This is a genomic window from Vibrio sp. FF266 (assembly GCF_041439695.1).
GTDB classification, from domain to species: domain Bacteria; phylum Pseudomonadota; class Gammaproteobacteria; order Enterobacterales; family Vibrionaceae; genus Vibrio; species Vibrio tasmaniensis_A.
Genome location: NZ_JBGOOO010000003.1, coordinates 12,819 through 28,312, shown reverse-complemented (window position 1 = coordinate 28,312; position 15,494 = coordinate 12,819). Strand labels below are relative to the sequence as shown.

General features: G+C 46.7%; 14 protein-coding genes. 10 read left to right on the top strand and 4 right to left on the bottom strand.

Annotation, left to right across the window (positions count from 1 at the left end; all coding sequences use genetic code 11):
• The first annotated feature begins 3 nt into the window (after nucleotides 1-3).
• The 10 genes from traW to ACED59_RS03465 all read left to right on the top strand — a co-directional run bounded on the left by traW (nucleotide 4) and on the right by ACED59_RS03465 (nucleotide 10,305).
• A complete protein-coding gene (gene traW / locus ACED59_RS03510; protein WP_017061842.1) occupies nucleotides 4-726 on the top strand; it encodes a type-F conjugative transfer system protein TraW in 723 nt (240 codons plus the stop codon).
• 11 nt (nucleotides 727-737) lie between these two features.
• Complete coding sequence (gene traU / locus ACED59_RS03505; protein WP_220503519.1) at nucleotides 738-1,739, top strand: conjugal transfer pilus assembly protein TraU; 1,002 nt, start codon at nucleotides 738-740, stop codon at nucleotides 1,737-1,739.
• A 209-nt stretch (nucleotides 1,740-1,948) separates the two neighbouring features.
• Nucleotides 1,949-2,437 (top strand): type-F conjugative transfer system pilin assembly protein TrbC, encoded by a 489-nt coding sequence (gene trbC, locus ACED59_RS03500; RefSeq protein ID WP_371705116.1) that lies wholly within the window; start codon nucleotides 1,949-1,951, stop codon nucleotides 2,435-2,437.
• Complete coding sequence (gene traN, locus ACED59_RS03495) at nucleotides 2,434-4,194, top strand: type-F conjugative transfer system mating-pair stabilization protein TraN (RefSeq protein WP_017082647.1); 1,761 nt, start codon at nucleotides 2,434-2,436, stop codon at nucleotides 4,192-4,194. Before trbC ends, traN begins: the two co-directional genes overlap by 4 nt.
• Nucleotides 4,195-4,218: 24 nt before the next feature.
• Entirely contained in the window at nucleotides 4,219-4,422 is a 204-nt protein-coding gene (locus tag ACED59_RS03490; RefSeq protein WP_016799995.1) for a hypothetical protein, read from the top strand.
• Nucleotides 4,423-4,434: 12 nt separating this feature from the next.
• Complete coding sequence (gene traF / locus ACED59_RS03485) at nucleotides 4,435-5,244, top strand: type-F conjugative transfer system pilin assembly protein TraF (RefSeq protein ID WP_170962716.1); 810 nt, start codon at nucleotides 4,435-4,437, stop codon at nucleotides 5,242-5,244.
• A gap of 15 nt (nucleotides 5,245-5,259) precedes the next feature.
• A complete protein-coding gene (gene traF, locus ACED59_RS03480; protein ID WP_016799993.1) occupies nucleotides 5,260-5,697 on the top strand; it encodes a conjugal transfer protein TraF in 438 nt (145 codons plus the stop codon).
• Complete coding sequence (locus tag ACED59_RS03475; RefSeq protein ID WP_102257493.1) at nucleotides 5,694-7,055, top strand: conjugal transfer protein TraH; 1,362 nt, start codon at nucleotides 5,694-5,696, stop codon at nucleotides 7,053-7,055. The genes traF (ACED59_RS03480) and ACED59_RS03475 overlap by 4 nt, the downstream gene beginning before the upstream one ends.
• Before the next feature lie 12 nt (nucleotides 7,056-7,067).
• Nucleotides 7,068-9,752, top strand: coding sequence for a conjugal transfer protein TraG N-terminal domain-containing protein (locus tag ACED59_RS03470; RefSeq protein ID WP_017102792.1), 2,685 nt, complete (start codon nucleotides 7,068-7,070; stop codon nucleotides 9,750-9,752).
• A gap of 106 nt (nucleotides 9,753-9,858) precedes the next feature.
• Complete coding sequence (locus ACED59_RS03465; protein WP_017102791.1) at nucleotides 9,859-10,305, top strand: hypothetical protein; 447 nt, start codon at nucleotides 9,859-9,861, stop codon at nucleotides 10,303-10,305.
• A 152-nt stretch (nucleotides 10,306-10,457) separates the two neighbouring features.
• Here the strand turns inward: ACED59_RS03465 and ACED59_RS03460 are convergent, their stop codons facing one another.
• From ACED59_RS03460 to ACED59_RS03445, 4 genes are all read right to left on the bottom strand, one after another.
• A complete protein-coding gene (locus ACED59_RS03460; RefSeq protein ID WP_102420946.1) occupies nucleotides 10,458-11,414 on the bottom strand; it encodes an NYN domain-containing protein in 957 nt (318 codons plus the stop codon).
• A 208-nt stretch (nucleotides 11,415-11,622) separates the two neighbouring features.
• A complete protein-coding gene (locus ACED59_RS03455) occupies nucleotides 11,623-12,774 on the bottom strand; it encodes an HNH endonuclease (protein WP_017102789.1) in 1,152 nt (383 codons plus the stop codon).
• Nucleotides 12,774-13,475, bottom strand: a complete 702-nt coding sequence (locus ACED59_RS03450) for a flagellar motor protein MotB (RefSeq protein ID WP_371705115.1) — start codon at nucleotides 13,473-13,475, stop codon at nucleotides 12,774-12,776. The genes ACED59_RS03455 and ACED59_RS03450 overlap by 1 nt, the downstream gene beginning before the upstream one ends.
• Nucleotides 13,475-15,178, bottom strand: coding sequence for an anion permease (locus ACED59_RS03445; RefSeq protein WP_017102787.1), 1,704 nt, complete (start codon nucleotides 15,176-15,178; stop codon nucleotides 13,475-13,477). Before ACED59_RS03445 ends, ACED59_RS03450 begins: the two co-directional genes overlap by 1 nt.
• Nucleotides 15,179-15,494: the final 316 nt, after the last annotated feature.

Below are 15,494 nucleotides of genomic sequence, written 5' to 3'. Positions count from 1 at the left end.
CTTATGATTGTTCACGGGCATTCATTCATCAAACCAACAGCACTCTCAAAGGTGCTCGGTCTCACTTTACTTGCCATCGCCCCCACCGCTCTTAGTCAACAATTTGGGCGTCAAGGCGAACTTTTCCCTATTGCAGAGGTAGACATGTTGCAATGGATTAACAGCAGATTGACACACTTAGAAGCCACGGGAGAAACCGCAAAGATGCAACAGCAGTTTGTGGAGAACGTAGAAAATAACGTGCGAAGACCCCCTCCCGTTAAAGGGTTGACCGCCACCACCGCGCCCAACACCTTTTACATCGACCCATCATTAAAGCTGGCCACCGATATCAAAGATGCACAAGGTAACCTCCTTTATGCTAAAGGCCTCGTCATCAACCCTTTTGATACCGACACTTGGCCAGTCGACATTCCCAAACAATCATTCGATTACTCGTATGTGATTGTCTTTCTTGATGGTGACGACCCAAGCCAGCGCGCTTGGGCTAAACAATACCGCGCAGATAAGCCGATAAAATGGACCCTCACCAACGGCAGTCCAGAAAACGTCGCCACGGAGTTTGACGCCCGAATTTATTTTGACCAACAAGGTCACTACAGCCGTCAATTTCAACTCTCACACATTCCCGCTCTGATTGAACAAGACGGAGCGCGGTGGAAGATCACAGAGATCGATGTGACGCCGTTCACCACCATAAACAAGAGTGCGACGAACACAAAATAAGGAGAAAGACCTTGAGATCCCATGGGTTATTACTGCTTGGTTTGTTCCTATTTCCTTGGCAAACCCAAGCTCAATCCGCCGCTTGTACGGGGCATTTCTTAAATCCATTGTCTGATATTTGTTGGGACTGCCTATTTCCTATGACACTGGGCAGTGTGCCTCTCATTAGCTCGACATACCCTGACACCGCCAACCCAAGCATGCCGATCTCCTATTGTCCTAAACCCCCGCCCATTTTTATGCAAATTGGCTTAAACATTGGGTATTGGGAGCCGTATTCCTTGGTGGACGTGACGCGAGTCCCTTATTGCATGGTCAACATGGGGATGCAGTTGAGTAATGACAATAGCCAACAAATAGGAGGCTCGCAGCACGACTCAAGCAGCAAAACCAGCGGCAATGCTTTTTATCACGTGCATTGGTACAAATATCCGGTGATTTACTGGCTACAACTGATGCAGTCGGCCGCCTGCATGGCCACGGATAATTTCGATGTGGCCTACCTCACCGAGCTTGACCCGTTTTGGGATGATGATGAGATGTCGTTCATTCTTAACCCCGAAGCCATTTTGTTTGGCCACCCCATCACGCAGCTCTCTTGCATCACCGAAGCCATGGCGACCACCACCGGGCGCGTTTTGCCTTTTGATGCGCTTTTTTGGTGTTTAGGCTCACAAGGCAGCGTCTACCCATTAACCGGTAATAGCGCTTACTCTCATACCGGCCCTCAAGTTGGCACACTGATGTTAGAGCGTTTTAATTTTAAAATGCACAGGCAAGGCATTGTGTGGGAAACCCGGGGCGAAGATGGCGCAATCTGTTACCAATGGCCAGAGCCTATCTTGCCGAAAAGTCGCTATCGCTATCAATTGTCGGCACCGATTGGTGATGCCGCTCATTGTTATCCCTATGGCACCACCTCGTCACTTTGGGAGCAAGGTAAAGACAACCCAACCACCGGCGGTAACTTTGGTTTTGTGAACTGGCGAAAACGTAATTGCGTATTTTTATAAGGAAATGAGACGATGTCATTTAGCCCAGAGCCTCATGGCTGTTACTTATTCTGCTGGTTAGCCCTCTCTCACTAGCCGAGAAGGGTTACTCTCAAGAAGAGCTCAAAGCGCTTGCCAAGCAAGAGCAGACCATTGCAGCGCCAACCAATCACAGTGAACTGACCACCTTTCTTGAACGAGGTCAGCAACATAAGCAAGAAGCGTTGTCGATGAATCAACACCTCGATAACGTGTTGCAAGACTCGCCACTGGCGAGTGTTCTTGGGGTGCCTCAGGAAAATCCAAACAAAAAGGCGCAAGGTGTGATGGTGTTTGTGTCGCTTTCCATGCCAGATAACGCGCTTAGACAGCTACTCAAACAAAGTCAGCAATATCAGGTTCCTCTCGTGATACGTGGGGTACTGCCAGAAGGCATGGTACCGACAGCCTCTCGAATACTGAGTTTGTTAGAAGCGGACGACGAAGAAATGGCCATTGATAGCGGTTTTGCCATCAGTCCACAGTGGTTTCGTCAATTTAACATCACCCACGTCCCCGTGTTTGTGGCCATTGGAGAAGCGTGCAATGAAGCGTCTTGCCCGCAAAGTGATTACGACATGGTTCACGGCAACCTCTCCCTTCCTAACGCATTAACGATTTTAAGCCAAGGCGATGTAGGACACATCGCCAAACAAGTGCTCAATAGGAGTTCCCCTTGAATTCGCCCTTTTCACTACTTTTTGTTTTTCTCTCTTTCAGCGCTGCTCTCTTACTCTCCCTTCATACCCTTGCCGCCCCTCAAGAAAACACATTCTACGACAACGTGGAGTGGGCGAAAAACACCCCGAACGAGGCTTACAATGACTCAGAAATGACGCTTAACCTGTCAGACTTCTGCAGCGACAATAATCCAGGGTGTGAAAGCAAAATCCGACAGCCTGATGAAGCCGGGATGACTGATGCACAAATCACAAACCAATCCACGTCGGAGTTTGGCAACAACGAACACGCTCAAGCGATACAAGAGGGGTTTGACAATAATAGTGTCACCATTGACCCAAACGATGATACGTATCGATTCGCCACCCTTGGCATTGAGAACGCCTATGAAATCAGTCATGGTCAGTCTAATCAGTACGTGGATTGTGACAACGCCACGCAATGCGTCATTGATAACATCGCAAAGCAATGCTACCGACCAACTCACAACCCGGTCCCGTGTGACAAAGTCCCCGTCGCCTCCGTGAGCCTTAGTGAAGTGATCTACCGCTGCCCATCCGGCTGGACAAAGCAAGGGGATAATTGCCAACGCCCTCTCTCACAATGCCGACACGATAATCACAATTACGTGAGGCAAACGGGGGGAACAAGAGGGTTTACAGGGTCAGATACCACGTATTTCTGGGATGGGAAGGTTGTCTCTCCCAACCAAGGCTACACGCTTGGCGATTTAAAACAGACCGACCACATTGTCTGGAAAAGTAACGAATCCTGGTATAAACGCTACCAGATTTGTCGCCCCACCACACAAACGAAAAAAGTCACCTTGAGCTGCTCAAACGGATTCTCCTTATCCGGAGGGAACTGCATCAAGAACAACATTACTTGGCGAACAGAATGCAACCTGATGAACTCATGCAAGATCACTCGCCAGCAATGCATTGAAGGTCGAGCCACCCGCATCATTAATGGCATACCGACCACGCTTGATTGCTGGAAGTATCGGGTTGAGCACCAATGCACTCGACCCAATACGTGCAACGTCCTGCCCGCCGATTGCACCACGACGTCAACCCATTGCAGCCTCCAGCAAAACGGTGTGTGCATTGAGGAGAAAGTCAATAAATCCTGCCCACAGCGGCGCTGCAGTGCCACCCAATTAATCTGTGGAGAAGAGAGCTTTTGTCTGGATGGCGATTGCTTTGAAGCCATGGCGACCACTTCAAACCGCTTTAATGAAAGCACCTCAGCCTTAGCCGCGCTCGCAGAAGCCGCTGACGGTATGGGTAACCCACCGAAGATATTTACAGGCAAAGGCATGAAGTGCACAGACGCCGCTTTTGGTTTTGCCGACTGCTGTAAAGACGGCGGTTGGGGCACGAGTATTGGCATAGCCCAATGCAATGATGAAGAGAAAGCGCTCGGTCAAGCCAAAGAGCAAGGCATTACGATAGCCCTTGGCCGTTATTGCGCAGAAAAGGTCTTAGGCGCGTGTATCCGGGAAAAGAAGACCTACTGCGTCTTTGATAGCAAATTGGCGCGCATCATCCAAGAGCAAGGCTCGAAAGGTCAACTTGGCATCAGTCTGGGAACCGCCAAACACCCCATTTGCGGCGCCCTTACCCCCGAGCAGCTTCAAGACATAGATTTTGAACGCCTCGACTTTTCGGACTTCTACGACGACATGCACGGCAACACCAACCTGCCTTCGGCCACAGAAATCCAAGAGCGATTACACAGCGCTTATCGCCATTAACTTAATCAATGATGAGGACATGATATGGATCCCCTACTCCCTTTACTTGTGGCCACCCTGTCGACAACCGGGTTTGCCATCACCCTTATTCGGCATCTTCTGTTCAAACGAAAACTCCATCAGCTCAAGCAAGAAATGATGAGGCACCAACAACAGCGTGGCATTGATGAAGCACTTTGGACGTTATTTCACACGCGCACCCACAAGATGCTGAGTTTCTGGCAATAATGAGGTCACACCATGAAGGACTTATCCACAAAAACGGTGAACAACTCAATTAACCGATTAACAATCAAACCCCTACCGTTAATGTTGTTGGCTTTATTGGCCTTTCACAGTATCGCCGATGAGCCCCCCAAGGGGTGGCGCTGGTATAACGAGACCAAAGCGCCCAAAGTCCCTCCCAAAGAGGAGGAGAGCCTCCCCCCCAACAGCGTCTCTACCGTGATGAGCGCCACCGAGCAGATGCAATGGTTCCACCGCGCGTTTGATGAAGCGTTAAACGATGCCACCATTAACCCAACCGATGAAGAGAAAAATCTAAAATTGATGAAGCTGAAAAAATTCATCGATGGCAAGACCACGCAAACGGGCATGACCTTCAAAAAGCTCATCAACGAACACCCCGAATACTCGTACACCAAAGACCGCCCCACAGAGCAAGCCGCAAGAGCGACGTACTATCAAGGTATCCAACTCAAAAACGAAGCCACTGTGCGTCAATTGGTACAAGAAGGTTGGGGCCTCTACTTCATCTACGAAGGGCAAGACGCCTTATCTCAAACCCTAGCACCCTCAATCCAAGACTTTGCCCACCGGTACCACATCGAACTGGTCGGGATCAGCAAAGACGGTCAGACCTTTGAGACGATTAATGAAAACCGTATTGATAAGACAGGGCGTGTACAGGTGCGCTACACACCGGCTTTAATGCTGGCCAATATCCACACCAAAGCACTCAAGCCCCTCGCCTACGGCTTCATTTCACAAAAAGACTTGCTCTCTCGCTTTCACAACGTCGCGACCAATTACCAAGACAGCGACTTTTAACTTAAGGACGCCCCGATGAACGCTTTTATCCGCACGTTATTGTTGAGTACGCTGATGACGCTCGCCTCAACCTCCCTCACTCAAGCGCAACCCCCTCATGCGATGACAGGCCAATACGCCTTGGTGTTCTTCCATTTTAGTCAGTGCGCTGAGTGTCACCACTTTGCCCCAACCATGAAGCGGCTAGAGCAAACTACTCAACTACCTGTGTACGATTTCTCCTTTGACGGACAACCCATCCCCGGTTACGCGACGCCTATACCGACCAACTCTGACATCACCGCTGCGTTTTTTGGGGATCTCAAAAACGCCATTACGCCCGCCACGTTCTTAATCAACGTCAGCAATGGTAAGTACGTGCGTTTGAGTGAAGGCAATGTTCCATACACTGAGCTGCTTAAGAGCTACCAAGCCTTGCGCGCCGATGTGGCCATCATGGAGAGTTTACAATGACGCGACCTACCCTCCTGACTCTCTTAATGAGTCTTTCATGTTCACTTCATGCCGGCGGCTTGGGCGACGCCATGAACAGCTTTTGGGATGACAGCAGTTTTAACAGCAACATCACGAACCCAAGTGCCTATCAGGGTCAATCCGCCACCTACTATAATGCGGGCAGTTTGTTTGCTCGCACCAACATCAAAAACATTCAACTGGCCGCCATCACCTTGCCTTCTGTCAGCGCAGGGTGCGGTGGCATTGACGCCTTTATGGGCGGCTTTTCTCATATTAACTCTGACCAACTGGTGGCTTTTGGTAAAGCCGTCATTGCCAACGCCGTGCCCTTCGCGGTGGATTTAGCGCTGCAAACTTGGGCGCCGAGCATCAAAGAGAATCGGGACAAACTGCAAGCCATTGCTGATCAGTTCCTCACCACCTCGATGAACTCTTGCCAAGTAGCGCAATCGGCGGTCTCTGGTTTAGCGGCCTTTACCGATGGGGAAGCCAAGCGACATGCCTGCGCCACCCTAGGCACGCAAAGCAACGCTTTCGCTGATTGGTTAGAAGCGCAACACGAATGTCGCAACGTCCGTACCAACCAGAGCACACTGGCTAGCAACACCGATGACGCCACGGCGCACGCAGTGAAAGTGAACTTAAATGTGGTGTGGGATGCGCTCATGAAAAGCGCTTACCTTCAAGACAATCAAGAGGTCGCCGAGTTTATCGTAAGCCTCACTGGCACCGTCATTTACGACGCGCAGGGGACGCCAAGCTACATTCCGGCCATGTTAGTGGGTAACGACACCGCCATTAACGCCCTTTTGACCGGAGGGGATTTGGAGGTGTATCGATGCGACAACACCGAGACCTGCCTTTCGATGAGCCTAAGCGCCATCAGCCTAAATGAAAGCCAAGCCTTTAACGCCAAAGTGCGCCACACCGTCGATACGCTCTATGCCCACTTACAATCTGACCAACCTATCACCGACTCAGAGAAGAGCTTTGTTGAACTCAGTGACATTCCTATCTTAGCAATGCTCATTGATGATGCGCACCTCAACCTACAACCAGAAAGCCATTTATACGCTCAAAATATTGCCGCCGATCTCTTGCATGCCTATCTCAACAACATGCTGATGATCGTCAATCAATCCATGACCAACCTCGCTTCGGTTAACCCAACCGACGTCAATCGCACTCTCGAAGGCATCAACAGTGCAAGGGATTACTTACAAACCATTCGAGACCGTCACAAAACAAAATTGAACGCGTACTTAGCCCTCACTGAGCGCTTAAAACGCAAACGAAAGCTCCTTAGCCAATCGGCAAGTGACGCTACCCTATCGAACCTCACCTTTGGCCATTAAAGGAGATCCCCAATGACCTTAGACTTTTATCTCTATGGCGCAGGCCCTCAATTACAACGAGCCTTGAACGCCGTCGCCACTTTTTTTACCACCAACACCTTTGGCTCGTTAATCGAAATCGCCTTACAACTGGCCTTTATCATCAGTGCCACCCTATTTTTTGTGTCTCGAGACGCGAAACATGTGATGCGTTTTATGTTCATTTACTTGGCTATCCCCACTTTTCTTATCAGCATGAAAGCCACCGTCCATATCAATGACGCGCAAAATCCTATGCGCATTTATTACGTGAATAACGTGCCTTACATCGTCGCAATACCCGGTTGGGCGGCCACCACGTTCATGCACGGCTTAACCGAAGGCATTGAAATCGTCTTTAGCAGTACAGAGGATGAAAGCTACAGCTCCTCAGGCATGGTGTTTGGTTCGAATTTATACACGTTGCTTCGTAGCGCCAACGCCGAAACCATTGATCTGCAACGCTATTGGAAAGACTTTTATCACAACTGCATCGTCGGAGACATTCGAATTAACAAAAAATACACCATGCAAAACATCCTGCAAGCACCGGATTTGCTGGGTTTTCTCGCCACAAAATCGATGTCCCCCATTCGTGGGCTCTATAACCCCCAGGGTCAATACAGAACCTGCCGCGACGCGTTTCCTGAACTCACTCAACAATTTGATGAAGAGGCCAATCAAACCATGAATAAACTGGGCGCGTATATCTTGGGACGAGAGAGCAACATCCAATCAACGTTCTTAAGAAACGCCATCGAGAATAGTCACCAAGATTTAATTGGGGTCAGTAACAACGCGGTCGATATTTTAAAACAGAACATGGTCATCAACATGACGCGATGGAACATCGAAAACACGCACCGAGGTATCGCGGCCAACTACGCCTACACCGCCAACCAAATGCAAACCACCACCATGTGGGCCAACATTGGGCTGCAAGCCAAAGAGTTCATTCCAATGATGCACTCGATAGGAGTGATTTTGTTTGTCTGCTTTGGGGCGATCATTGCCATCATTGCCTTGCTGCCACATATGGCGCTGCCTGTCCTTAAAAACTACGTTGGCAGTTTTTTCTATCTGGCCACTTGGCCTATGATATTCACCATCCTCAACGCTATCATGATGTGGTTCTTAGAAGGGGCGACCCAGGGCGCGACACAAGGGTTACGCGGCATTACCCTCTCGAACATGAGCGGCATTGATTACGTCAACACGCGTTACGCCTCCATTACCGGATACTTGATGATGTCCACCCCCGCGATTGCTTTGGCGTTAACCAAGGGCGCAGCGGCCATGATGAGCAGCTTAAACTACCAACTGGCGGGGATGATAAACCAAACCAATGCCCGTACGTCGGCAGCGGCCTCAAGCGGTGATATCAGCCACGGTAATACGCAAATGCAGACCCACACGTTTAATAACGTCAATGGCAATAAGTTTGATACGTCGACATTGCTGAAACAACACGGCAGTACCACTCAAAGCGAAGACGGTATGCTTTCAACGCAATACGGTGATAGAACGGTGTATGACACTAGCCCTACCGCGTCGAATTTCCAGTGGAATGTCGCCAGCTCTAGTCAATACAGTGAAGCGGTGCAAGACTTGCACACTAGCGCTCAATCCAACCTCTCGACACAACAAACGGCCTTGTCACAAAGCACACAAAGTGGCTCTCAATTGATGGCCGATTGGAAAGAGAGTTATTCTTCAACCCAAGGTTACGGTTTAACTCATGGACACGGTGCAACTGCTGCAGCATCAAAAGGCTTAGAGCAGGTCAGCTCCGCCACTGAGCAAGTCAGTGCGGCAACCGGATGGAGCCATGAGAAAGCGAATGCCTTCTTACACTCTGCGTACGGCGGTTATGACGTGAACGCTGGACTGTCAAGCGGCGCTCTCGGTGACGCCGTAGGGTTTAATGGGAGTGTGAACGCGTCCACGGGACAAAAATGGACACAGGAAGACCGCGAAACGCTCAGCAGCATGAGCAACGAACAACAAAGCCAAATGCAAGCCGCTATCGAGTCCTACCGCTCTGGCGCCAACCAAACCATCGAGGCGAGCAACCGCCTCACGGCCGATGAACGTAATACGGAGATGGGCACTTACGCCACTGGCTTTACGGCGAACTTTAGTGAGACACAAGGCTTGATAACGTCCACGACACAATCTCAACAAGAGGTCGATACGCTCAGCCAAGTCAACAGCCAAGAGCAACGTCATCTGGCCAGCCTGACTGAGAAACTGGAAAAACCATTCCAAGCGTTTGTTGAAAACGGGCGTACGAAAGACGAATCAGGACTCATACTAACGGGACAGGGCGACGATGCTCGTCAAGATCGCGCTGACTTATGGGAAAAATTTAAAACAACCGACACGTTTAAAGATTTTGTGCTCGCCAGCGTACCCACTCAAGAAGAGCACGAACAAGCCTTTAACCCTGAGCCGACCCAAGCCGAGTGGCAAACGATGGTGGGGGAACAATTTAAAGGCCAGGCTCTAGGTAATACCGGTCAAACGGTGCTGGAGCAGCATCAGAAACGCGGCGGCACAGAGCGTTATTACAACCCCGACAACCACTCACAAATCGTGGATGAAACACGTGAACAATTTGAGGGCACCAGCAAGCGTGTTGAGCCACCATCAACCTTGCAGCCAACAAAGAAGGAGTAGGATCAAACCCATTCTTAATCTATAAATAATGGTTAATTATTGAGCAATCCAAGTGAGATATCAAAACAACCTAGTATTATACACAGTATAAAATGGAGGATTAGTAATGAATAAATGGACCATATTAGGCTTAATCACATGGTGCTCTTTTTCGAGTTTAGCCAATAATCAAATTCCAGAAATTGATCGCCCCATCAGCAGCAAGAACCCTGCTAGTATGGGTTACTACGTTGAGCACTATCAAGATCCCGATAGCCCTGAGTATCGAGATTTATTGATCGGCGTTCGTGTCGCCGCGGATACCATAAATCTTTATACCACGCGCTTAGACGCTCACAATCAACGTATCGATTATTGCTTGCCAATGAAAAGCCAGGTAAACCGCGAAACATTACGGAATTGGAAAACCGAAGAGTTAATGGAGCTGATTAATAACCAAATTGAACGTAATATTAAAAAATACGGTAAACCAGGCATTAACGGGTCTATCGGTTATTACTTAACAATGGGGCTCAAAGAGCAATACCCTTGCCCGGTACAAAAGCAATTTTAAGCTGTTGGTTTACCCTACCAAAGGTTATGTTTGAGTTGACGACAGATATGCTCTTGAGCAATTTAAAGAACTAGAACAAAGAAACTTTCAAGCCAAAAATAGATTTATATAACAAGTCAATTCTGGTCAAATAAAACCTACTTTCTTAACATCTATTCATTAGATTGATTTCGTTTGAACTCAGCAAAGGCTCTAGCGTGAATCAGAACATCTTCGATCCCTTGTTCGTCATTTAACAAGTCAGCAAAAGAACAATTGTAGTCTGGTAATCCCTGAGCCTTATAGTGTGGTTCCGTAATAAGATACTGTTTCCAAGCTTTAGGTACTGAACCTAGCACTTTCTTTTCTGATAACAGAGTTAATATTTCATCTACTTTAACAGGATACTTAAACCATGATATCGGTTTAATTGCAGGTCCTCGCTTATTTGCCACGTAAGGAGGGAGTTGAGATGAAATCAACTCAGATTCTTGAATGAATCGTACTGTCCAATCTGCAATATTTACCAATTCACCATTCGGAGTACGATTGGGGTGATTTTCAATAATCGGCGCAATGTAACCAATCTTAACTTTACGCTCAGAGATATCATTGAAAGCTTTTATTTTTTCTAAAGCTGGCAAAATATCGGTATCGTTAGTTACAAACACAATTTGCTCAAGCTCAGGATCGGTCAGAGCATCAAAAACAGCTTCAACAGCAACATTGACATCACTTTTCTTCTCTTCAAGCTTCCAAACTTTAACTCGACTAGAATCTTTAGGTAATATCTCTTTACCATTTTTATCCAATTCAAAAGCTGGGTATGTAACAGGACCACACTGATACTTTCCTGGAATCTTCTTGATATTAGAACCACAAACAATTTTCAAAGCTTTATGATAAGAACGTTGATCGTTGATCGAATTTGGATCAGAAGCTACATTAGGAAGGATTTCTGCGGTGAAAAACTTTATGGGGTCAATCTCATGTAAGGTAAAATTGTTGCCATGAGAACGAGGTAGAACATACTTTTCAAGTAACTCATGAATATTAAGCCATTTAAAGTGTGTCCCTTTCAGGCAATTGTAGTAAAAACTATAACCATCAATATAAACTCTGGTTTTCATTATTATTTTTCTTAGCTGCAGAAATGAAAAAACCACTCTAAAGAGTGGCAATTTCTCCCAGTATCTGGGGTCAAGCCACACGAGATAATGGGTAGGTAGTAAAGCTATGTTAGTTCTAACGAACAGAAAAATCAACTCATATTGATAGTTTAAATCAAAGGGCAAAACCAATGGTCTGGCTCGAGTGAAAATATGAAAAAGGAATTGGCTATCTAACCTCGCCTTGAAACAAATCAAATCTATCTAATGCGTCTTGAACTGTATATACCGACCATCCTGCGCCTTTAAGCTCTCTAGAGCTCTTGTGATTAATCACCACCGCCACTTTCTGATTATCCCAACACAAGTCAATAGAGACTTCATTTCCCTTTATGTTCTTACTTACGCCAACCTTGCCACAGGGAAGTCGATTCTTTTGACACTTTGATATTAAGCCAACAAGAGCAGGATCGGCATAAAGCATTAGATCTTGGTAGCTGTCAAACGGAGTTACAACGCCCTGCTCTTCCCTTAGCTTGTTGATGGTCAAAGTTGTCTCGTTGCTCACGCACAAGTGACCATGATGAGGCTGTTTCCTGTGACAGTCAGCACACAAGGCTCTAAGGTTCGCCCTCTTGTTGTCTGCCTTGTTCCCGTTAACATGGTGAGTGTGAAGTAGCTTTTTGTGATCTTTTAGGCAAACACTGCAATGTTGACAGGTGTAATTCAGTTCGCTTCTGAAGCTCGATGATATCGATGCCCAATCAGGAGAGTACCCACCACTGTAGTAATCGGCAGTAGAGGTTGGTATTGTCTCGAAGTGGGAACTGTATGACTCAAACAACCTCACGAACGAGAAATTGATAATGAACGATTTCTGCTCCTCGTATGTCTTCTCGGTATAGCCCTCTACATTCAGTTCCTTCATACACATAATGCATGGTGATAAATCAGATTCACCCTTTGAGTCCTGACCTGAGTGAAAAGAACGACCAAAGACCGGAAACTTGCCATCGCTTCGACTTGTCACCACATATCTATTGTGAAAACGCCCTTTTTCGCGCATATCAATTATTGTTTTACACTCTGCGACATGAACACGCCTTGCAGACTTACACTTACCGTTACTAATAACTTCGCTTATGCTTGGCCCCTGGTCGGGTATGTAGAGCATTACCTGATGACCGTCGTAACTTAGTACACCATTTGAGCCGTCAATCTCATCTAACTGAATGTCTTTACCTAGTACCTTGCCTTGAACTAGACCACGAGTAACGCTCTCTAGATTGTCTGAGCGCCTTGTTAAGGTAAAATCAGATCTCACTGCCCCCAACGGGGCAATAGCTTTATACAGGGCGCCAAAGTCGATATTTAACTTCATCAGTTCTCACCAAGAATTTGTTTTATCTGTATGTCAGCGTTTGTAACGGCTCTAAACGAGACTCGACGTGATTTCTCTGGGTCTTCTAACCCGTCTACTTTGACCAACCTCGAGGAAGAGAACCCAACCGCAGCTACTCTGGAAGTTATCCAATCTGACTCTTCCGGCATTAAGCTGTAGCCGTATTGCAAAACGGAGCGCGTTCTACCTTGTGACAACCTCATATTGTAAAAATAAGCCTGCTCTTTGGTTGAGCCTCTAAGACCTGCGCTAGATGTGTGCCCCTCAATTCTCACTTCATCAATCGAGTCGCGAAACGGCTTAAGAACCTCGATATAGCGTGGGAAGAACTGATTTAAGATCCTCTTGTAAGCAGGCTTAATCTTTGTCTGGTTGTTTGCGAACAGTACGTCAGGTGACTTGAAGTTGAATGACAGAGTTTCCTTATCAATCTCTGCTCCCCATAAATCCAAATCGCCTTTGAATTCATTCACTAAAGCATCGTAAATGGCAACTTGGTTCTCTTGATAGGTAACTGCTACATCTTTTATCTTCTGGCTTTCTTTCTGAGTCTTGAGCATGAATACGATGGCGATAAATAAAAACACCATCATTAAGCCGGCCATTAGGTCTGAGATGGAAAGCCAATGCTCTCCATTCTCCTCTTCGGCGGCATTGCTTTTACCGAATATCTTGTCCATTAGGCAACTCGCTCGTTAACGATCTCATTCATTGCCTGAGTCAGCTTCACATAATCCTCTACAAACTTGCCTGTCACCTGAGTAAGAGCTCGTCCCATCTCAGTAATGACACGGTTAATCTCTTGCTGCATAGACTCATCAATCAACTTGAGCTGAGAATCTACCGCCTCGCCAGTTAACCCGACTTGGTTTCGAATACTCTCTTCCATCGCCTCGAACGTGCGTCTAGCTTGATTAATTTGCTGAGTTGATGCCTCGTCGATAACGTCAGACAACCTTTGTTGTAACTTATCTGCCGAATTAACAATCGCCTCAGACACTTTGTTGGTATCGGTAACTAGGTTCTGGTTAGCGGTGGTCATCGTTTCTGACATCTGCTTGGCATCAGTAACTAGCATTTCAATCATGCCGCGCATAGTGTTATTCAGATCAGAAACAGCGTCTTCTAGGTGCTGCTTGATAATTCCAGTTTGGTCTTGAAGGTAGTCGGAGCTTGTTTTGAGGCTTTCGTTCGTTCTAGCTGCATTATCTGTAAATTCAGTTGCAGCCAAATCTATAGACTTGCCGATAGTTTCAGAGCTCTCTATTAGCTTTTCGCTGACATTGTTTATGCCTTTCTCGGCTTCAGTGAGCATATCGGCATAGTGGGTATTAGCAGTCTCGACTGATTTAGATATACTACTCACCACATTCTCTATCTGGTTTTGAATCTCCGGCACGGCTTCAACCGCTTTGTCTCTCATATCCCTGAATGCACCAAGATGACTCTCAAGCTCAGATATTTGGTGATTGCAGACCTCCATGATTTCTTTAAGTTGAATCATAGCTTCAGGTATCACTTTACTGTGCTCGCTGATTGTCGCGACCGAAGACTCGGTAGAGGCAATTGATTTTACGCCCAGCTCATACTGGCTCTGCATTTTCTCGAGTTGGTTTTTGTAATCTTCTTGCCACCTAACGAGAAGCAACACTGCCTCGTTTAGCTGTTTGAAGTTGTCGCCAAACTGCTCTGTCAGATTGCTATTGAAGTCAGTAATAACCTGCTTAAGCGCCTCTATAACCTGCTCTGTCGCAGATTTCGACAAGACATCGGCAAACTCCTGCATCTTGAGCCACAAATTCGTGGAAAACTCTTTAAATCTCTCTTCTTCAGTTTCGGCCCTTTCATCAAGCGTCTTTCGGGATAGCTTAGCATTGTCGTTTATGTCGCTGCGAATCATCTTGAATTGACCAAGCAACGTAGACTCTTCGTTACCGACTAGAGCATCTTTCAAAGCCTTTGTTTCTGTGGATTGAGACTGTATTGCAGAAAGAATATCTTCCGGTGTCGCGCCAAGTTTTTGCTCTTTCGCTTTTTTGGGTTTGAAGAGAGGAATAGTGCTGAGCGTCTTAAGTAATAGAGATGCGAAGATCCCCATCAGACTCGTTATGAACGCTGTCTTAAGACCAGCTAGAAGTGGAGGTATGCTTGTTTCGATATTGCTTTGATCGAACTCTAACAAGCCAAGCACAATCCCGAAGAACGTACCGAATATACCCAATGTGGTTAAAAGAGTTGGTGCGTAGTTAACGAAATCTCTGTTTCTGCCTTTCTTTCCTAGCCAGATTGCTACAAAGAATACACCGATGATTAGCACTGCTACTAGGGTGCTTACAACCCCAGCACTTAGGCTTAAAAGAATCATCTCTAATTGTTCTAACATTATATATTCTCGTTGATTTAATAGTGGTTCGGCTTTATCTCCAACTTTGAAAGTGAAAGAGGAGATTAAGGATTATTTTTATAACATGGTTCACAGTCATAAGGTGCTGTCGAGTTGCCCTTATCTACATTGTTTATCTGATCCGTTTTTGTGTTCATTCATAATCGAGATGAGGAACCAACATTTACTGATCTGTATAAATCAACAATGGTTCAAGTTAGAGATAAATAGAGCCAGATTTAACGTAACCTCATGTAATATTAGCCAAAAATAAGACATTTTAGTTAGCGCTAATTTTACTTATCGCGTTAGCTTC